We start from the raw sequence: 18,173 nt of genomic DNA, 5'->3' as shown, positions 1-18,173 counted from the left end.
GAACAACCGGCCTGGAGAGGTACTGGATGAGAGTATTGGCAGGTATTATCCTCTGTTTTCTCGTCGGGCAGGGATTCACTTTCTGTAACGTTCCGCTGGGCATGATGTTTGGTGCCCTTTTTACCGTGCTTATGCTCAAACGTATTGGGTTCTCCGTATCCTCAATGCCGGGGAGTATCACGGTTATCCAGCTTTCTCTCGGAATCTCGATAGGGATTATGTTCAGAGATTTTTCATATGGCGAGCATCGGCAGATAAGCCTTTTGTTTGCTTTGTTATTACTCTGCTTATCTTTACAATTTACCTTGAGTTACTTCTGGTGTGTGCGGCGGTTAGGCTGGAGTAAAGAAGAGGCGCTTTTAGGTGCGGTGCCAGGAGCGATGGCGGCGGTACTGGCGTTAGCCTCCCATATTAAGACGCCGCCACAAAAGATTGTGATCTCGCATTCTCTGCGTCTCATCACCCTGACGTTTCTGGCCGGGTATATCACGCGTGGGGCATCTGCAGATATTCTGGCTGCGACTCCAGCCGTTGTTTTCTCCGGGCACAATCTGCTCTGGCTGACCGGAATGGTATTAGCAGGATATATTGCGGGGAAGTTTCTGGAGCGCTTACATTTCCCGGCACCCTTTATGATAACCTCGCTGGTTTGCGCGGCGGCATTGCACCCTTTATCTTCACAACCACTAATTTTTCCCGATCTCTTTAACCAGATTAGCATGGTGTTGATGGGGATCTTGCTGGGGCATCATTTTACGACTTATTCGATGGCTGAATTTAGTCGTCATCTTTGGTCTTCGGTACAGCTTGTTCTGATTGGACTGGGGGTGACGATAATCATGGCATTTATCTCGGCGCGCTTGCTGGATTATCCCTTCCCGGTGTTGATGCTCTCCTGGGTTCCCGGCAGCGTAGAGTCGATGTCATTTGCCGCGCTGGCGTTAAAAGCGGATGCGAGCTTTGTTATGGCGAATCATATTATTCGTATGCTTCTCATTCATACCGTTCCAGCATTGGTTTTCTTTCGCAAAAGACAGATGAAAGTAGATTAATGTCTTCCTTGAAGAGCAAGGCATTGTTGTGGCGTTGCGGTTATTATTGCGCTTATCCGCCGCTGGCCTAAAGGTGAAGGATTGATTGCTGAAGCCTATGTATACCACTCGTCTGAAAAAGGTTGGCGGATCCATCATGCTGGCGGTGCCTCCCGCCGTGCTGAAAACGCTGGGCTGTCGACGGACAGCGAAGTGGGCATGACCATTGATGATGGCTGCCTGATTATTGAACCCCAGAAACGGCCCCGTTATTCGCTGCGACCAGCACAGAACTATAGATATGGCGGCCCGGAACGCATACCTGATGCCGTTGTCAATGAGGTGCTTGCCTGGCTGGATGCGATTCTGTATTAACACCAGAGCCGCAAAAAAGCAAAAAGCCTGCTCGAAAGCAGGCTTTTCTGAATTTGGCTCCTCTGACTGGACTCGAACCAGTGACATACGGATTAACAGTCCGCCGTTCTACCGACTGAACTACAGAGGAATCGTGTGAACGAGGCGCATATTAGCGACACCACTCAGCGATGTCAAAGCCTGAATCGATAAATTCAATCGTTTGCCGAAATATTCCCCATTTCGCCGATTATTCAGGCGCAACAGGTTGTTTTATGCACTTTTCCTGTTCGGGACGCGGGTATTTCCATAGCCAGCGGCCGGTCACCATACGCCAGTAAAATAATGCGGCGCGTACGGCCCAGTCGAAGAACATCCCTAACCAGACACCGACTACGCCCCATCCTAAAACGATCCCCAGGGTGTAACCTACCACAACGCGACAGCCCCACATGCCCAGCATAGATACCCACATTGCGAAACGGGCATCGCGTGCGCCTTTAAACCCAGCAGGTAATACCCAGGAGGCTGCCCATATCGGCATAAATGCCGCATTGAGCCAAATCAGAATGACTATGACCTCTTTTACGTCCTGATCCTGGGTATAAAACGAGGCCATTACGCCAGCAAAAGGGGCGGTTAGCCAGGCAATGGCAGTTAAACCAATGGTCGACAGCCAGAATACATGCCGTAACTGAATTTCGGCTTGGGCAATCTGGCCGTTTCCCAAACGCCTGCCGGTGATGATTGTCGACGCAGAGCCTAAAGCATTTCCCGGTAGGTTGATGAGCGCGGCGATAGAAAATGCAATGAAGTTTCCGGCAATTACGCTGGTGCCCATCCCTGAGACAAACATCTGCGTTAACAGTTTACCGCCATTAAACAGCACTGACTCGATGCTGGCTGGAATACCGATCCCCATCACCTCCCAGATAATGGCGAGGTTGAGTGGCTTAAAATAACTTTTGAAAGTGATACGTAACGCCGGATTAAAACCAATCATCAGTACCCAAATAATAGCGATCGCACCTATGTAGCGTGAAATGGTTAGTCCGAGTCCGGCCCCCACGAATCCCAGTCCTTGCCAGGAAAAAATCCCGTAGATCAGGATACTGCTGATGACGATATTCAGAATATTCATGCCGCCATTAATCAACAGCGGTATTTTGGTATTGCCCGCACCGCGTAGGGCACCACTACCGATTAACGCAATAGCTGCCGCCGGGTAGCTGAGCACAGTTAGCTCCAGATAGGTAAGTGCCAAAGCCTTAACGTCTGGCGTTGCTTCACCTGCGACAACGTCAATAATCTGTTGACCAAAATAGTGAATGACTGCAGCCAGCACGGTTGCAAAAATCGTCATGATCACCAGCGATTGTCTGGCAGCAGCTCTGGCCCTGCGCCGATCTCGTTTTCCCAGGCTAAAGGCGACTACCACCGTGGTACCCAGATCGATGGCGGCGAAAAATGCCATGATAACCATATTGAAACTGTCGGCGAGACCGACACCTGCCATCGCTTCTTTTCCCAACCAGCTCACCAGGAAGGTACTCAGGACACCCATCAACAGCACACAGGTGTTTTCCAGAAAAATAGGGACCGCAAGCGGAGTGATTTCGCGCCAAAAGAGAACTTTATAACTCTTGCGTTTGGCATACCAGGGCGTGCGGGAAGCGACCTGACGTAAGGCAGCGGAGACGTTCAAAGTGGACCTTAAAGAAGAAAGTTGAAACCTCATTTCAAATGATGAGGGAGAATCCAAAAAGCTGCAAAGTTTTTTCCATTTAAAATGTCTGCAAATGCAACAAACTGTCGAGAGAAGCATCAATTGAGCGTTATTCAGGAAAATGGGGTTTGACAAAAAAAATTTCGCCGCTAAGATTAGCCTCCACAACGATTCCTCTGTAGTTCAGTCGGTAGAACGGCGGACTGTTAATCCGTATGTCACTGGTTCGAGTCCAGTCAGAGGAGCCAAATTTAAAAAGCCTGCTTGGGAAACTAAGCGGGCTTTTTTGCTTTTGTTTGGCTGCCAGGCGCAGTTACCTGGCGAGCTGCTTTTTGAGTTGAGTTATACAGTGTTGTTTTTCCACACTGAGTACCGGCGATTAGCACGCCAGTTGATTGCTCCACGTAATCCCTCTCTATGGGAGAATCATTGAGATTCTCTATAACCACTAACATTCCATACGCATACAGATGATACGGCACAAATGAAGCATCGTTTCAGTACTATGCTTAAGCGATAGCATAGGGAAATGGTTATAAGAGCGGCGCTGACCAGGGTTTTTGCTTAAAAAATCGAGGGTTAAAGTTGAAAGAGCGTGAGTAACTCGCTCATACTCTATACTCGCAGTGTTACCCGGCGTAGCATGGCATAACGCTTGGGCTGTTAATGAAAAAGGAAAACGTCGTGGCAGAAGAAACTATATTCAGCAAAATTATCCGTCGTGAAATTCCATCGGATATCGTGTACCAGGATGAACTGGTCACAGCGTTTCGTGATATTTCCCCTCAGGCACCTACGCATATTCTGATCATCCCTAATATCCTGATCCCCACCGTCAACGATGTGACGGCAGAACATGAGCAGGCGCTGGGCCGAATGATTACTGTTGCGGCGAAAATCGCGGAGCAGGAAGGTATTGCTGCGGATGGATACCGTTTAATCATGAATACCAATCGTCACGGCGGCCAGGAGGTGTATCACATTCATATGCACCTGTTGGGTGGACGTGCGCTTGGTCCAATGCTCGCACATAAAGGTCTTTAAGCATGACCAGAGGATGCATTGCACTTTCACTGGGCTTGCTGTTGCTGGCAGGCTGTCGCTCACACCCCGAAATTCCGGTCAGTGATGAACAGTCTCTGGTGATGGAATCAACGATTCTGGCGGCGGGCATAACCGCAGAACAGCCCGTGTTAACAACATCTGATATTCAGGCCTCAGCATCCTCGCGACTCTATAACGAAAGACAAGAATCCGTCACCGTGCATTATCGGTTTTACTGGTATGACGCCAGAGGGTTGGAGATGCACCCTCTGGAAGCGCCACGCAGCGTGACTATCCCGGCTCATTCGTCGGTCACACTGTACGGCAGCGCCAATTATCTGGGGGCGCACAAGGTTAGACTTTATCTATATTTGTAAGGGGTGAATCTTGATGATCAAAATGAATCGCTACGCATTGCTTGCCGCGCTGGCGATGTTTCTTTCTGGGTGTGTGGCTCAACGTGAACCCGCGCCGGTAGAGGAAGTGAAGCCGGTACCGGAACAGCCCGCGCAGCCGCAACAGCCAGTACCAGTAGTACCAACGGTGCCAAGTATACCGCAGCAGCCGGGTCCGATCGAACACGAGGATCAAACGGCGCAGCCAACACCGCGCCAACGTCACTACGACTGGAACAGCGCAATGCAGCCGATGGTAGGTAAAATGCTGCAGGCCGATGGTGTCAAAGCGGGTGGTGTTCTGCTGGTTGATAGCGTGAATAATCGTACCAACGGCTCGTTGAACGCTGGCGAAGCGACTGAAACCTTACGTAACGCGCTGGCGAATAACGGCAAATTTACCCTGGTTTCCGCCCAACAACTGGCTGTCGCCAAGCAGCAGTTAGGTCTGTCGCCGAACGATAGCCTTGGAACGCGCAGCAAAGCGATTGGTATTGCCCGTAACGTTGGTGCGCAGTATGTGCTCTACTCCAGCGCATCTGGCAACGTCAATTCGCCGGCACTGCAAATGCAATTAATGCTGGTACAAACTGGCGAGATAATCTGGTCAGGTAAAGGTGCCGTTCAGCAACAATAACAGACTGACGCGCGATGAAGTGCTGTCGCGCTACTTTCCGCAGTATCATCCCGTCGTAGCCAGCCACCACGGCCTGAGCGGCGGGAGCTGCATTATCGAATATCAGACCCACCGTTTAGTGCTGCGCTGCCATCACGACCCCGACGCGCCGGAATCGCATTTTCTGCGCCAATATCATGCCTTAAAACACCTACCGGAAAATCTTGCGCCCCGACCTCGTTTTTATACGCGTGGCTGGATGGCAGTCGACTTTTTTCAGGGTAAGGTAGAATCCAGATTACCGGACGCCGACGAACTTGCTGACTTATTGTATTATCTGCATCAGCAACCCCGACTGGGCTGGCGAATCAGTCTGCTGCCGTTACTCGAACAGTACTGGCAGTGCGGTGATCCGGCGCGTCGTACACCACATTGGTTACGAGCGCTGAAGCGGCTAAGAAAAAGCGGCGAGCCCCGACCTTTGCGGCTGGGGCCGCTGCATATGGATGTCCACGGTGACAACATCGTGCGCGGGCCGTCAGGGTTGCGGCTGATTGACTGGGAATATGCCGGAGACGGCGATATCGCCCTCGAGCTGGCAGCGGTGTGGGTCAGTGATGAACTCCAGCACCAACAGCTGGTCAGCGCCTATGGCCGACGAGCACGCATTGAGCCAACCGTTTTGTGGCGACAGGTCAGGCGATGGCGACCCTGGGTAATCATGCTAAAAGCGGGGTGGTTTGAGTATCGCTGGCGACAAACCGGCGATCAACAATTTATCAGGCTGGCCGATGAAACCTGGCGGCAGCTAACAATGAAAGGATGAGGAGAGCAGTGTGGGCCCAGTAATGTTGGATGTCGAAGGGTATGAGCTGGACGCTGAAGAGCGAGAGATTCTGGCGCATCCGCTGGTAGGTGGGTTGATTCTCTTTACCCGAAATTATCATGACCCGGAACAGTTGCGTGAGTTAGTGCGCCAGATCCGTAGCGCGTCACGTAATCATTTGGTCGTGGCGGTTGATCAGGAAGGCGGACGCGTGCAGCGTTTTCGCGAAGGTTTTACCCGCCTGCCTGCGGCCCAATCCTTTGCCGCGCTACACGGTCTGGAAGAGGGCGGCAAACTGGCTCAGGACGCCGGCTGGCTGATGGCCAGCGAAATGATCGCCATGGATATTGATATTAGTTTTGCACCGGTTCTGGACGTGGGACATATCTGTGCAGCGATCGGCGAGCGCTCTTACCATGCCGATCCGCTGAAAGCGTTGGCGATGGCGACCCGTTTCATTGACGGTATGCATGCCGCTGGCATGAAGACCACCGGTAAACATTTCCCCGGGCATGGAGCTGTGACGGCGGATTCGCACAAAGAAACGCCAACCGATCCACGTTCAGAAGCAGAGATTCGTGCGAAGGATATGTCCGTGTTCCGGACGTTAATTACGGAAAACAAACTCGATGCCATTATGCCTGCGCACGTTATCTACAGCGATGTTGATCCGCGTCCGGCGAGTGGTTCGCCTCACTGGTTGAAGACGGTACTGCGTCAGGAGCTTGGCTTCGACGGCGTTATTTTCTCTGACGATCTGTCGATGGAGGGGGCGGCGATTATGGGAAGCTACGCCGAGCGTGGGCAGGCATCGCTGGATGCTGGTTGCGATATGATCCTGGTCTGCAATAATCGTAAGGGAGCGGTCAGTGTGTTAGATAATCTGTCGCCGATCAATGCAGAACGTGTTACACGTTTGTATCATAAAGGTTCATTTTCACGTCAGGAACTGATGGACTCGACACGCTGGAAGACGGTAAGCGCCCAGCTCAACCAGCTTCATGAGCGCTGGCAGGAAGAGAAAGCAGGTCATTAACGCACGTTTGGCGAGGATGCGATGATTATCTATTTACACGGTTTTGACTCTAATAGTCCGGGCAACCACGAGAAGGTGTTGCAGCTGCAATTTATCGACCCGGATGTCAGGCTGATTAGCTACAGTACACGGCATCCTAAACATGATATGCAGCATCTGCTGAAAGAAGTGGACAAAATGTTGCAGCTTAATGTGGACGACCGTCCGCTGATTTGTGGCGTCGGGCTGGGGGGATATTGGGCAGAACGTATTGGTTTTCTATGTGATATTCGTCAGGTGGTATTTAATCCTAACCTGTTCCCATATGAGAATATGGAAGGGAAAATCGACAGACCTGAAGAGTATGCTGACATTGCGACAAAATGCGTGACCAATTTTCGTGAAAAGAACCGCGATCGTTGCCTGGTGATCCTCTCTCGCCATGATGAAGCACTGAACAGTCAGCGCTCGTCAGAAGAGCTGCATCACTTTTATGAGATCGTCTGGGACGAAGAGCAGACGCATAAGTTTAAAAATATCTCCCCGCATTTGCAGCGCATTAAGGCGTTCAAGACGTTAGGTTAAGCCTGATGAGCGTCTAAAAAACCAGCTTTCGGGCTGGTTTTTTTGTCCTTAACCTTCGGGTTGTCTATCTTTTCAGCATCAAAACTTGATGCACATCAATTTTGGTATGACCAATGCACCGTTCGTGTTATTCTCACTCTCGAAGGACATTTTCATTATCGTAACTTGTTGTTAATTAAAGGCTATGCCAATAACTTTTAATTAACAATTGGTTAATAAATTTGAGGGGGTCACGTTGACTACACCATTGAAAAGGATCGTGATTGTCGGCGGCGGTGCTGGCGGACTGGAAATGGCGACGCAGCTGGGTAAAAAGCTGGGGCGTAAGAAAAAGGCCAAAATTACGCTGGTGGACAGAAACCACAGCCATTTATGGAAACCGTTACTGCATGAAGTGGCGACCGGTTCTCTGGATGAAGGTGTGGATGCGCTGAGCTATCTGGCGCATGCCCGTAACCATGGCTTCCAGTTCCAGTTGGGCTCGGTGGTTGATATCGATCGCGAAGCGAAGACCATTACTATCGCTGAGCTGCGCGATGAGAAGGGCGATCTGCTGGTTCCTGAGCGTAAAGTGCCGTATGACACGCTGGTGATGGCGCTGGGCAGTACGTCCAACGATTTCAACACGCCGGGCGTCAAAGAGAACTGTATTTTCCTTGATAACCCGCATCAGGCGCGTCGTTTCCACCAGGAGATGCTGAATCTGTTCCTCAAGTATTCCGCGAATCTGGGCGTTAACGGTAAAGTGAATATTGCCATTGTCGGCGGCGGCGCGACGGGGGTTGAACTCTCCGCGGAACTGCACAATGCGGTTAAACAGCTGCACAGTTATGGCTATAAAGGACTGACCAATGACGCGCTGAACGTTACGTTGGTTGAAGCCGGTGAGCGTATCCTGCCGGCATTGCCGCCGCGGATTTCCAGCGCCGCGCACAATGAGTTAACCAAACTGGGCGTACGCGTACTGACGCAGACGATGGTTACCAGCGCTGACGAAGGCGGGTTGCATACCAAAGATGGCGAATACATTGAGGCTGACCTGATGGTGTGGGCCGCAGGGATCAAAGCGCCAGACTTTATGAAGGATATTGGCGGTCTGGAAACGAACCGGATTAACCAACTGGTGGTTGAGCCGACGCTGCAAAGCACACGCGATCCTGACGTGTATGCGATTGGCGACTGCGCTTCCTGCGCGCGTCCGGAAGGTGGATTTGTGCCGCCGCGCGCTCAGGCTGCGCACCAGATGGCGACCTGCGCGATGAACAATATCCTGGCGCAGATGAACGGCAAGCCGTTGAAAGCATATCAGTACAAAGATCACGGTTCTCTGGTCTCGCTTTCTAACTTCTCTACCGTCGGTAGCTTGATGGGCAACCTCACGCGCGGTTCAATGATGGTAGAAGGCCGTATTGCGCGCTTTGTCTACATCTCACTGTATCGTATGCATCAGATTGCGCTGCATGGTTACTTCAAAACCGGCCTGATGATGCTGGTCGGCAGTATTAACCGGGTGATTCGTCCGCGGCTGAAACTGCATTAATATTGACCTCAGGCGTCGGACAATTTCACGCATCCGACGCCTTCCTTCAGAGTTCTCTGAATCATCTCGTTTTATCCCTGCCTTCCGCTATTTTCATCCGTAATCTGATTGGCATTCCTTACCTTCTGTTGCAAAGTTGTTGCTAATAGCAAAAAAGGAGGAAGTCCCGTGAATAAATCAATGTTGGCGGGTATAGGGATTGGCGTAGCTGCTGCGCTGGGTGTTGCAGCGGTGGCCAGTCTTAACGTTTTCGAGCGTGGCCCACAGTATGCACAAGTTGTCTCTGCAACACCGATTAAAGAATCGGTAAAAACGCCACGTCAGGAGTGTCGGAACGTGACGGTCACGCACCGCAAGCCGGTGCAAGATGAAAACCGTATCGCGGGTTCTGTGCTGGGTGCCGTTGCCGGCGGTGTTATCGGCCATCAGTTTGGTGGCGGACGCGGTAAAGATATTGCCACCGTGGCGGGGGCGTTAGGCGGCGGCTATGCCGGTAACCAGATCCAGGGTTCGATGCAAGAAAATGATACGTACACCACCACGCAGCAGCGCTGTAAAACGGTGTATGACAAATCAGAAAAAATGCTGGGCTACGACGTGACGTACAAAATTGGCGATCAGCAGGGGAAAATTCGTATGGATAAGGACCCCGGCGCGCAAATTCCGTTGGATAACAACGGACAGTTGGTACTGAATAACAAAGCGTAAAATAGCATTATCCTGAACATTAGCCCCCCATTCGCTCAGGCTGGGGGGCTTTTTTTATCAGAAGGTTAAGGCGTAGTTCAGACCAAAGGTACGACCCCGGCCCTTGTATTCATACAGTGACGGGCTGCCATAAGTTGGGCTGTACAGCAGTGGCGCACGCTGTCCCCATAGCGTGGTGTACTCTTCATTCAGCAGGTTTTCCACGCTGAAGGTCAGCTTACCTAACGGGAGCTGGTAGCTGCCGATAAAGTCCATGGTGTTATAGCCGTCCAGCTTATTGCCGCTGGCGTCACTCAGATCAAATGTTTGCTGGCTCTGTACACGCAGCGACCACGGTTCAGGCGCCCAGCCGACCCATGCGGTTGCTTTAGATGGTGAAGCCAGAGTGACATCCCATTTCTGCCATTTACCGTTTTGTTTCACTTCGGATTTAATGACGTTGAAGTTGCCGCCCAGACTCCAGTCAGTATCGGCGATGAAATAATCTACCGCACCTTCCAGACCATAAATCCGACGATCGTCGGGCTGTACGTTTATGGTCATATCACTGCGGTTGATAACGATCGATTTATCCGAAGTGGAGTAATAAGCAGCCAGTTGCGTGCGCAGGTTATCGCCCGTGTAACGCCATCCCAGCTCGTACGAGTTAACTTTAATCCCTTCCAGGCGAGAATCCGCCACGTTGACGCTGCGCAGAAGTTGATAATGATCGCCAACCAGAGAATAGGTGCCGTTACCGTAATATTTCCCCGGATCCGGAAGCTCAACGCCCTGAGAGAAGTTAAACCAGGTTTGCTGGCGCTCAGTCAGGTGGGCGAGGATCCCGGCGTTAAACAGGAAGTTATCGTAATCGGTTTTGCCGCCCGGAATGGTATCCGCGGAGTTTGCAAGGCCCGTCGCGATTCCCTGCTGTTGGGCATAGCCAACGAAATCATCAACCCTGTTTTCGGTCCATTGATAGCGTACGCCGCCACTGAGAGTGAAGATATCGTTTATGTCATAGCTGTTTTGCAGGAAAGGCGCGAAGTTGGTGATGCTGTAACCAGGATAACGCCCGGTAGTATAAGCGGTACGGTTGTCCATGCCACCGGAGGGCAGAGAGTAAGCCAGATCGAAGAATTTCTGATTGGAATCGAAGGTTTCATGATCCGCATCGATACCCCACGTCAGTTCCCAGTCATCCATCACCTGGCTGTTGAGGGTAATTTTGGCACCGAACTGGTCGGTATCCTGCTGTGAGGCGGAGAAACTGGTGACCTTGCCTTTGCTCAGCGTAGGGAAGGGGTAGAATTTTAGCGATTCGTCGCGGTAATAGATTTGACTGACCAGGTTCTGACCAAAGAAGTCTGCATCGGAATATTGCAGACTGATCAGATGACGCTCGGTGCCGGGAATACGATCGGAGTTCAGTCCGCTGCTGGTATAAGCTTTACCGTTTCCGGTCACGGCGGACATGTTCTCGCCGAGATCCAGCCCGTAATCTTCATCCCCCTGGCTCTTGTAGTACTGGGTAACCAGTTGTAATTGACGGTTATCATCCAGCTCAATCGTCCCGGTGCCCATCACGTCCAGACGATCGGAATGCTGCAGGCCGGTTTGGGTGTTATCCAGCAGCAGAGCATCGTGGTTGCCGTCATACCAACCGCCAAACCGTTGATACGCGACGGACATACGACCGGATGCACGATCGGTTCCTCCACTCACCGCGGCGGCGACGCGTTCGTCATGATCGTTACTGTTATTAAACCCGCTTTTACTGCCCAGTTCGAGTTCGACTTCACGCTCAGGCTGACCTTTTTTTGTGACGATGTTGATCAAACCGCCGGTACTTCCTCCGCCATACAAGGATGTTGCGCCTGAGATGACTTCAATATGAGCAATGTTAAACGGGTCAATGGAGTCAAGTTGACGGCTGTCGGTGCGGGAGGAATTCAGACGGACACCGTCTATCAATACTACGATGGCGCGACCGCGCATGTTCATGCCGTAATTGGTTCGTCCCTGACTGCTGACATCAATTCCGGGGATTAACTGAGCAAGAACATCCTTGAACTCTTTACCACCCTGAACTTGCTGTTCAATTTCGCTTCCTTCAATAACCCAGGTCGTTTGCGCCATTTCTGCCACGGTGCGTTGGCTGCGGTTAGCGCTGACGATGAGATTCTCTTCCTCCGCTGCGATAGCCGGTAGGGTTAAGGATAATAAGAGCGGATTGAGCACCCAGAGACGCTTATGCATTTGTATTCCTTTTAAAAAAGTCGGTCTGTTTTTGTTATTGCGGTAGAGAAACCGATAGTTACATTGGGAAATAGGTGTTAAAACAAATGCGAATATTGCTGATAATAATTGTCGTTATCAATACATTTTTTAAAAAAGATCTGCTAATGCGATGAAAACAATAAGGAATGAAGGGTTATTGGTACAAAAAACCGAGGGCTTTTAGCCCCCGGCGGTGTCATCTGTTCGTGGAAGAGAGAGGAGAGAGTTAAGCTTTGATGAGTTCAGGCCACAGCCGCAGGGTGGTGTGTGCGATCTGCATCAGTTTCTCAAATGACGCGCCTTCACGGGCGCTAATCGACATACCCTGTAAAATGCAGTTCAGGTATTCGGCCAGCTTTTGCACGTCGCAGTGGGCCGGAATTTCGTCACGCTGCTGGCGCTGACGAAGGAACTGGGTAAGCGTCTGTTCCTGCATCGCATGGCGTGATTTCACCGTGTGGGCGATCTCGCGGGAAGAGGCCGCCAGCGTCGCGGACGTATTAATCATAAAACATCCTGCCGGAGTATCTTTACTGGTAAAGCAGGTCGCTATGGCGGTGAAATAGTCTTCCAGTGCTGACTGAAGGCTTTTTTCTTCGCAAAACAGCTGAGCTTCGTGTTTCGCCGCGAAGCGAGTTATATAGCGGTCCAGCACGGCACGAAACAACCCTTCCTTGTTGGTAAACTCCGCATACAGCGTGGGCGCTTTCGCACCCGTTGCTTCCACGAGATCGGCGAGCGATGTCGCTTCATATCCGTGCTGCCAGAAGAGTGTCATGGCCTTATCAAGCGCGGCTTCCCTGTCGAACACTTTTGGTCGGCCACGGCTTTTTTTTGCACAACCTGTCGTTTCAGTTGTCATGGCGCCGATGTACCTTTGTTGGGTTTATTGAATAATCATTATAAAAATATTCCCCCCCACACTCCAGCGGATTAGTGACAAAAATAATTTATAGCTATTAGCATGAAAAATAAGGTCTTTATCTTTTATATAACGATCATTATAAAAAAATGTTGACGTGTGACATGGATCACATCTATGATTTACCTATCGATCGTTAAGTTAATCATTACGACACCCATTCATCTGCAAAAGGTCACTATTATGAAAAACGTAAAAACTCTGTTTGTTGCTGCTGTTCTTAGCTCACTGTCATTTGCCAGCTTCGCCGCTGTTGAAGTTCAGGCCACGCCTGCAGGTCAACAGAAAGTTGGTACTATCTCTGCAAATGCGGGGACGAACTTAGGTTCTCTGGAAGATCAACTGGCGCAGAAAGCGGATGAGATGGGCGCGAAGTCTTTCCGTATTACTTCCGTTACCGGTCCTAACACCCTTCACGGGACTGCCGTTATCTACAAATAAGATTTAACCCATCGCAATGCCACTGCGAGTTAAATAAAAAACCCCCGCGGAATAAAATCCAGCGGGGGTTTTTTTTATGGGTAATGTTTACATCGGTTGTTGAGCCACGTCGTGATGGCGGGTGACATCGACCGGCATGCCTGAGCGAATCTCCATCGCATGTTCCATGACGGCAGGGTCCGTTTGCGCCGCATTCTTAAAGGTTTGCATTGCGGCGTTCAACACGATCGGCAGCAGTTGCGGGTCATCATTGATCTTTTCTGACAGCGGCTGGTGCACTTCCACCAGCCGCATGCCGTTAGGTTCGACTGAGGCTTTGATCGGCGTGTTAATGATATTGACTTTGGTTCCTGGCTTCACTTGACGGAACAGGGTTTCAATATCACCGTCGCGCAGACGAATACAACCGGAACTGACACGCATACCGATACCAAAGTCAGCATTGGTGCCGTGCAGCAGATAAACACCGCCGTATGCGGCTAAGCGAATTGCGTGATGGCCCATCGGGTTATCAGGCCCGGCAGGGACAACGGCAGGAAGATCGATGCCGTTTGCTTTATAGCGCGCGCGGATATTTGCCGTAGGCGTCCAGGTGGGATTAGCGCGTTTATCGGAAATGGTGGTTACCATGGTGGGCGTCAGCGTATCACCACCTAACTGGCCAATGCCAATAGGATATACGGTCACCGAATTTGTCCCCGGCTGGTAATAATAAAGACGCAGTTCGGCGAGGTTGATGACAATGCCTTCGCGCGGTGCATCCGGTAATAGGGTTTGCAATGGGATAGTCAAAACGCTGCCAGGACGAGGCACGAAAGGATCAACGCCGGGGTTGGCCTGCAGCAGCGCTAAAAAGCCGACGTTGTATTTTTTCGCAATAGCTTCGAGAGAACCGCCATTGTCTTCGACAACGTGAACGGCATTCTGTCCCACCAGACGGCTTCCCGGCGGCGGCAGCGGCCAGGTGTTTGCCTGAGCCGGAAATGCTAACGCGAAGGTCGCTGCAAGCGTAAAAAACGCTAACCAGCGAGAGAATCGTTTATTGTTTAACATCACCATAAATCCATTGTTTTTACGTGGTTTTTATTATGTAAAAGTAAACAAGAATTATGGCCGTTTGCTGTGTCGGGAAGTGCAGGGAAGTGCAAAGAGTTTGTAAATTCACAGGCCGGGAGCGTTATGTGCGCTCCCGGCCTGCTCACTATGCTACGGCGTTTTCTTCAAGTTGGCGCATAAACTGGCGTACCCAGTCGATTCGCGTTTTACGCTCGCTCAGATCCTGCATAAATTTCAGCCGGGTTGGACCGTCCAGACGGAAGTGCTGCGGCTGTTTTTGCAGTAAACCAATCAGCCACACCGGGTTAACGTGGTTTTTCTCTGCAAACTCAATCGTGCCGCCTTTTTCATTGCCTTCAAGCTTTCTGATGCCCAGTTTCTGCGCCTGTTGGCGTAACCGGGCAATATCCAGCAACGTACGGGCCGGGTCGGGCAGCAGACCAAAACGGTCTATCAGCTCGACCTTAATTTCTTCCAACTCGTTTTCGCCTTTCGCACTGGCAATACGTTTGTAGAACGACAGTCGCGTGTTGACATCGGGAATATAGTCATCCGGCAGCAGTGACGGCATGCGCAGTTCAACTTCGGTTTGCTGGCTGGTGAGATCTTCCAGCGACGGTTCGCGTCCCTCTTTGAGCGCATCGACAGCATTTTCCAGCAGCTCCATATACAGCGAGAAGCCGATGCTTTCCATGGAACCACTCTGATCTTCACCCAGCAGTTCCCCGGCGCCGCGAATTTCAAGGTCGTGGGTCGCCAGCGCAAAGCCAGCGCCCAAATCTTCCAGCGAGGCGATAGCTTCCAGGCGCTTTTGCGCGTCGGTGGTCATCGCTTTTGGATGCGGCGTCAGAAGCCAGGCGTACGCCTGATGGTGTGAACGTCCCACACGGCCGCGCAACTGGTGTAATTGCGCCAAACCAAAGTGATCGGCGCGTTCGATGATAATGGTGTTGGCGGTCGGGATGTCGATCCCGGTTTCGATAATGGTGGTACATACCAGAACGTTAAAGCGCTGATGGTGGAAATCGTTCATCACGCGTTCCAGTTCGCGCTCGCGCATTTGACCATGGCCGATGCCAATACGCGCTTCCGGCACCAGTTCCGCTAATCTGTCAGCGGTTTTCTGGATATTTTCGACGTCGTTAAACAGATAATAAACTTGCCCCCCGCGCAGAACTTCACGCAGGATAGCCTCGCGAACCACCAGATTGTCATATTCACGCACAAAGGTTTTCACCGCCAGACGACGGGCAGGAGGCGTGGCGATGATCGACAGATCGCGCATGCCGCTCATCGCCATATTGAGCGTACGCGGAATAGGCGTTGCCGTCAGCGTCAGGATATCGACATCCGCGCGCATTGCTTTGATGCGCTCTTTATGACGAACGCCAAAACGGTGCTCTTCATCGACAATCAGCAGGCCCAGATCTTTTAGCTTCACGTCCGCTTGCAGCAGTTTGTGGGTGCCGATGAGAATATCGATTTTCCCTTCGGCCACCTGCTCCAGAATCTGCGCTTGCTCTTTGGCGCTACGGAAACGGGACAGCATTTCAATACGTACCGGCCAGTTGGCAAAGCGATCACGGAAGTTGTCGAAGTGCTGCTGAGCGAGCAGGGTAGTCGGAACCAGCACGGCCACCTGCTTGTGGTTCTCTACGGCGAGGAAGGCGGCGCGCATCGCGACTTCGGTTTTACCAAAGCCGACGTCGCCACACACCAGGCGGTCCATGGCCAGCGGCTGGCACATATCGCTGAGCACCGCGTTGATCGCCTGCTCCTGATCGGGCGTAGTTTCAAACGGGAAATTGTCGCAAAACAGCTGGTACTGCTCACGATCATGCTTAAAGGCAAAGCCTTCTTTTGCCGCACGCTGAGCATAGATATCCAAAAGTTCTGCCGCGACATCGCGCACCTTCTCAGCGGCTTTCTGGCGGGCACGAGACCAGGCATCGCCGCCCAGTTTATGTAGCGGGGCATTTTCTTCCGCGCCGCCAGCGTAACGGCTGATCAGGTGCAACGATGACACAGGCACGTACAGTTTGGCGTCGTTGGCGTAGGTGAGCATCAGGTACTCGCCGGTGATACCGCCCGCTTCCAGCGTGGTCATCCCGGCATAACGGCCAACGCCGTGCTCCAGGTGCACCACCGGTTGGCCGGGATGCAGTTCGGCGAGGTTACGAATTAACGTATCAGGATTGATGGTGCGACGAGAATCCTGGCGGCGGCGCGCCACGCGCTCCCCGAGCAGATCGCTTTCGCAAATCAGCGCCAGGTTGCGTTTGCTATCAATGAAGCCGTGTTCGGCTGCGCCAATCATCAGATAGCGACCATTGTCGACGGCTTCGTCGAGACGCAATATGCGCTTCGGCGCGATTTTGATACGGGCGAGCAGTTCGCCAAGCGCTTCGCGGCGACCTTCGCTTTCAACGGAGAAAATCACCGGACCGGTGAAGCCTTCAAGGAATTTACGTAACGCATCTAACGGCGCTTTTTGCTGCGCCTGAACCGCGATATCTGGCAACTTCTGGAAGCCGAGGTTAGTATTCGCGGCTTTGTTCGCCAGAGTCTCAGTTTTCAGTTGAACACGGGGCCAGCGTTTAAGTTCGGAGAACAGCTCATCTACGCGCAGCCACAGCGAGTGTGGCGGCAGAAGCGGGCGCATCGGATCAACACCCCGGTTCTCAAAACGCGACAGGGTATCAGCCTGGAAGCGTTCTGCGCTGGTCTCGATATCGCCGGTATTGACCAATAACGTATTGGCGGGGAAATAGCTGAACAGGGGGGGCAGCGGCTCGCTGAAAAACAATGGCTGCCAGTATTCGATCCCGGCAGGTAACGTGCCTTTGCTGACCTGCTGGTAAATATGTTCGGCGTCGCGTTTAACTTCAAAGGTATCGCGCCACTGGCTGCGGAACAGCTCAATCGCCGTTTTATCGGTCGGGAATTCATGCGCGGGCAGCAAATTAATGGCGTCGACTTCTTCCAGTGTGCGCTGGGTGTCGGTATCAAACAGACGCAGACTGTCGATTTCATCATCAAAGAAATCCAGTCGATACGGTAATTCGCTGCCCATGGGGAACAGATCCAACAACGCGCCGCGCGTGGCGTATTCGCCGTGCTCCATCACCTGATCAACATGGCGGTAGCCCGCGCTGTCCAGTTGTTCGCGCAGGGCGTCGCGCGAAAGCCGCTGACCTTTTTTCATCACCAACGCATGACCATGCAGATAGCTGTGCGGACAGACGCGCTGCATCAGCGTGTTCACCGGCACAATCAGTACACCGCGCTGCATCGCAGGGAGTTGATACAGCGTGGAAAGCCGCGAGGAGATAATCTCCTGATGAGGGGAAAAGCTATCGTAGGGCAGCGTTTCCCAGTCCGCCAGGTTCATTACCATCTGGTCGGTAAACTGACGAATTTCATCATGCAGTCGCAGGGCATTTTGCATGTCCGGCGCGATCAGTACGACAGGACCCGCATGACGTTCAGCAATTTCAGCGACCAGCGTCGCGCAAGCTGCGCCGGTCAGTTCGCCTAACTGGCGCTGGTCGGAAGCGCTGGCCGGGAGCGTGTAACGATGTTGTTCAGGCATTCGGTTGTCAGGATCTCGTTTAGATATACATCTGATAAGCAATGTTCTTTATTATCCGTGATC

15 protein-coding genes, 2 tRNA genes and 1 pseudogene are annotated in these 18,173 nt (G+C 52.0%); 12 read left to right on the top strand and 6 right to left on the bottom strand.

Features of this window, described 5'->3' with window-relative positions; translation table 11 throughout:
- Nucleotides 1-26 precede the first annotated feature (26 nt).
- Both ICA20_RS14920 and ICA20_RS14915 read left to right on the top strand, forming a co-directional pair.
- Nucleotides 27-1,052: an AbrB family transcriptional regulator gene (locus tag ICA20_RS14920; RefSeq protein ID WP_038639808.1), complete on the top strand. Its 1,026-nt coding sequence runs from the start codon at nt 27-29 to the stop codon at nt 1,050-1,052.
- A 97-nt stretch (nt 1,053-1,149) separates the two neighbouring features.
- Nucleotides 1,150-1,406 (top strand): annotated as a pseudogene (locus ICA20_RS14915) (hypothetical protein).
- Nucleotides 1,407-1,460: 54 nt separating this feature from the next.
- Here ICA20_RS14915 and ICA20_RS14910 read toward each other — a convergent pair.
- Nucleotides 1,461-1,536: transfer RNA gene (locus ICA20_RS14910), tRNA-Asn, on the bottom strand.
- A 99-nt stretch (nt 1,537-1,635) separates the two neighbouring features.
- Nucleotides 1,636-3,123, bottom strand: a complete 1,488-nt coding sequence (locus ICA20_RS14905; protein WP_121528886.1) for an EmmdR/YeeO family multidrug/toxin efflux MATE transporter — start codon at nt 3,121-3,123, stop codon at nt 1,636-1,638.
- Nucleotides 3,124-3,283: 160 nt separating this feature from the next.
- Here ICA20_RS14905 and ICA20_RS14900 point away from each other — a divergent pair.
- The 9 genes from ICA20_RS14900 to ICA20_RS14860 all read left to right on the top strand — a co-directional run bounded on the left by ICA20_RS14900 (nt 3,284) and on the right by ICA20_RS14860 (nt 9,840).
- A tRNA-Asn gene (locus tag ICA20_RS14900) sits at nt 3,284-3,359 on the top strand.
- Nucleotides 3,360-3,795: 436 nt separating this feature from the next.
- The gene (gene hinT / locus ICA20_RS14895; RefSeq protein WP_003030826.1) at nt 3,796-4,155 is read left to right on the top strand and encodes a purine nucleoside phosphoramidase; all 360 of its coding nucleotides are present in this window, start codon (nt 3,796-3,798) and stop codon (nt 4,153-4,155) included.
- Nucleotides 4,156-4,157: 2 nt separating this feature from the next.
- Nucleotides 4,158-4,532 carry a YcfL family protein gene (locus tag ICA20_RS14890; RefSeq protein ID WP_038639814.1) on the top strand — a complete coding sequence of 125 codons (375 nt, stop codon included), beginning with the start codon at nt 4,158-4,160 and terminating at the stop codon, nt 4,530-4,532.
- 13 nt (nt 4,533-4,545) lie between these two features.
- Nucleotides 4,546-5,187, top strand: a complete 642-nt coding sequence (lpoB, locus tag ICA20_RS14885; RefSeq protein ID WP_038639817.1) for a penicillin-binding protein activator LpoB — start codon at nt 4,546-4,548, stop codon at nt 5,185-5,187.
- Entirely contained in the window at nt 5,168-5,992 is an 825-nt protein-coding gene (thiK, locus tag ICA20_RS14880; RefSeq protein WP_038639820.1) for a thiamine kinase, read from the top strand. Before lpoB ends, thiK begins: the two co-directional genes overlap by 20 nt.
- Before the next feature lie 10 nt (nt 5,993-6,002).
- On the top strand, nt 6,003-7,028 hold the full coding sequence (gene nagZ / locus ICA20_RS14875; protein ID WP_038639824.1) for a beta-N-acetylhexosaminidase: 1,026 nt from the start codon (nt 6,003-6,005) through the stop codon (nt 7,026-7,028).
- 21 nt (nt 7,029-7,049) lie between these two features.
- Nucleotides 7,050-7,592, top strand: coding sequence for an alpha/beta hydrolase YcfP (gene ycfP / locus ICA20_RS14870; RefSeq protein ID WP_003030817.1), 543 nt, complete (start codon nt 7,050-7,052; stop codon nt 7,590-7,592).
- Between the two features lie 235 nt (nt 7,593-7,827).
- Nucleotides 7,828-9,132, top strand: coding sequence for an NADH-quinone dehydrogenase (gene ndh / locus ICA20_RS14865; protein WP_038639829.1), 1,305 nt, complete (start codon nt 7,828-7,830; stop codon nt 9,130-9,132).
- 168 nt (nt 9,133-9,300) lie between these two features.
- Nucleotides 9,301-9,840: a glycine zipper 2TM domain-containing protein gene (locus ICA20_RS14860; protein WP_003030814.1), complete on the top strand. Its 540-nt coding sequence runs from the start codon at nt 9,301-9,303 to the stop codon at nt 9,838-9,840.
- 57 nt (nt 9,841-9,897) lie between these two features.
- On the opposite strand, the gene ICA20_RS14855 is transcribed toward ICA20_RS14860, so the two are convergent.
- Both ICA20_RS14855 and comR read right to left on the bottom strand, forming a co-directional pair.
- Nucleotides 9,898-12,078, bottom strand: coding sequence for a TonB-dependent siderophore receptor (locus ICA20_RS14855; protein WP_038639832.1), 2,181 nt, complete (start codon nt 12,076-12,078; stop codon nt 9,898-9,900).
- A 247-nt stretch (nt 12,079-12,325) separates the two neighbouring features.
- Nucleotides 12,326-12,961 (bottom strand): TetR family copper-responsive transcriptional repressor ComR, encoded by a 636-nt coding sequence (comR, locus tag ICA20_RS14850; RefSeq protein WP_038639835.1) that lies wholly within the window; start codon nt 12,959-12,961, stop codon nt 12,326-12,328.
- A gap of 243 nt (nt 12,962-13,204) precedes the next feature.
- Between comR and bhsA the strand changes: the two genes are divergently transcribed.
- Complete coding sequence (gene bhsA / locus ICA20_RS14845; RefSeq protein WP_029139491.1) at nt 13,205-13,462, top strand: multiple stress resistance protein BhsA; 258 nt, start codon at nt 13,205-13,207, stop codon at nt 13,460-13,462.
- 87 nt (nt 13,463-13,549) lie between these two features.
- Here the strand turns inward: bhsA and ICA20_RS14840 are convergent, their stop codons facing one another.
- Nucleotides 13,550-14,515: a L,D-transpeptidase family protein gene (locus tag ICA20_RS14840; protein ID WP_038639838.1), complete on the bottom strand. Its 966-nt coding sequence runs from the start codon at nt 14,513-14,515 to the stop codon at nt 13,550-13,552.
- A gap of 148 nt (nt 14,516-14,663) precedes the next feature.
- Nucleotides 14,664-18,110, bottom strand: coding sequence for a transcription-repair coupling factor (gene mfd, locus ICA20_RS14835; RefSeq protein ID WP_038639841.1), 3,447 nt, complete (start codon nt 18,108-18,110; stop codon nt 14,664-14,666).
- Nucleotides 18,111-18,173 lie beyond the last annotated feature (63 nt).

The sequence above is a fragment of the Citrobacter sp. C5_2 genome (genome assembly GCF_014596845.2).
Lineage (GTDB): Bacteria > Pseudomonadota > Gammaproteobacteria > Enterobacterales > Enterobacteriaceae > Citrobacter > Citrobacter werkmanii.
The sequence above is the reverse complement of the archived record's forward strand: the minus strand, read 5'-3'. Positions and strand labels throughout refer to the sequence as shown.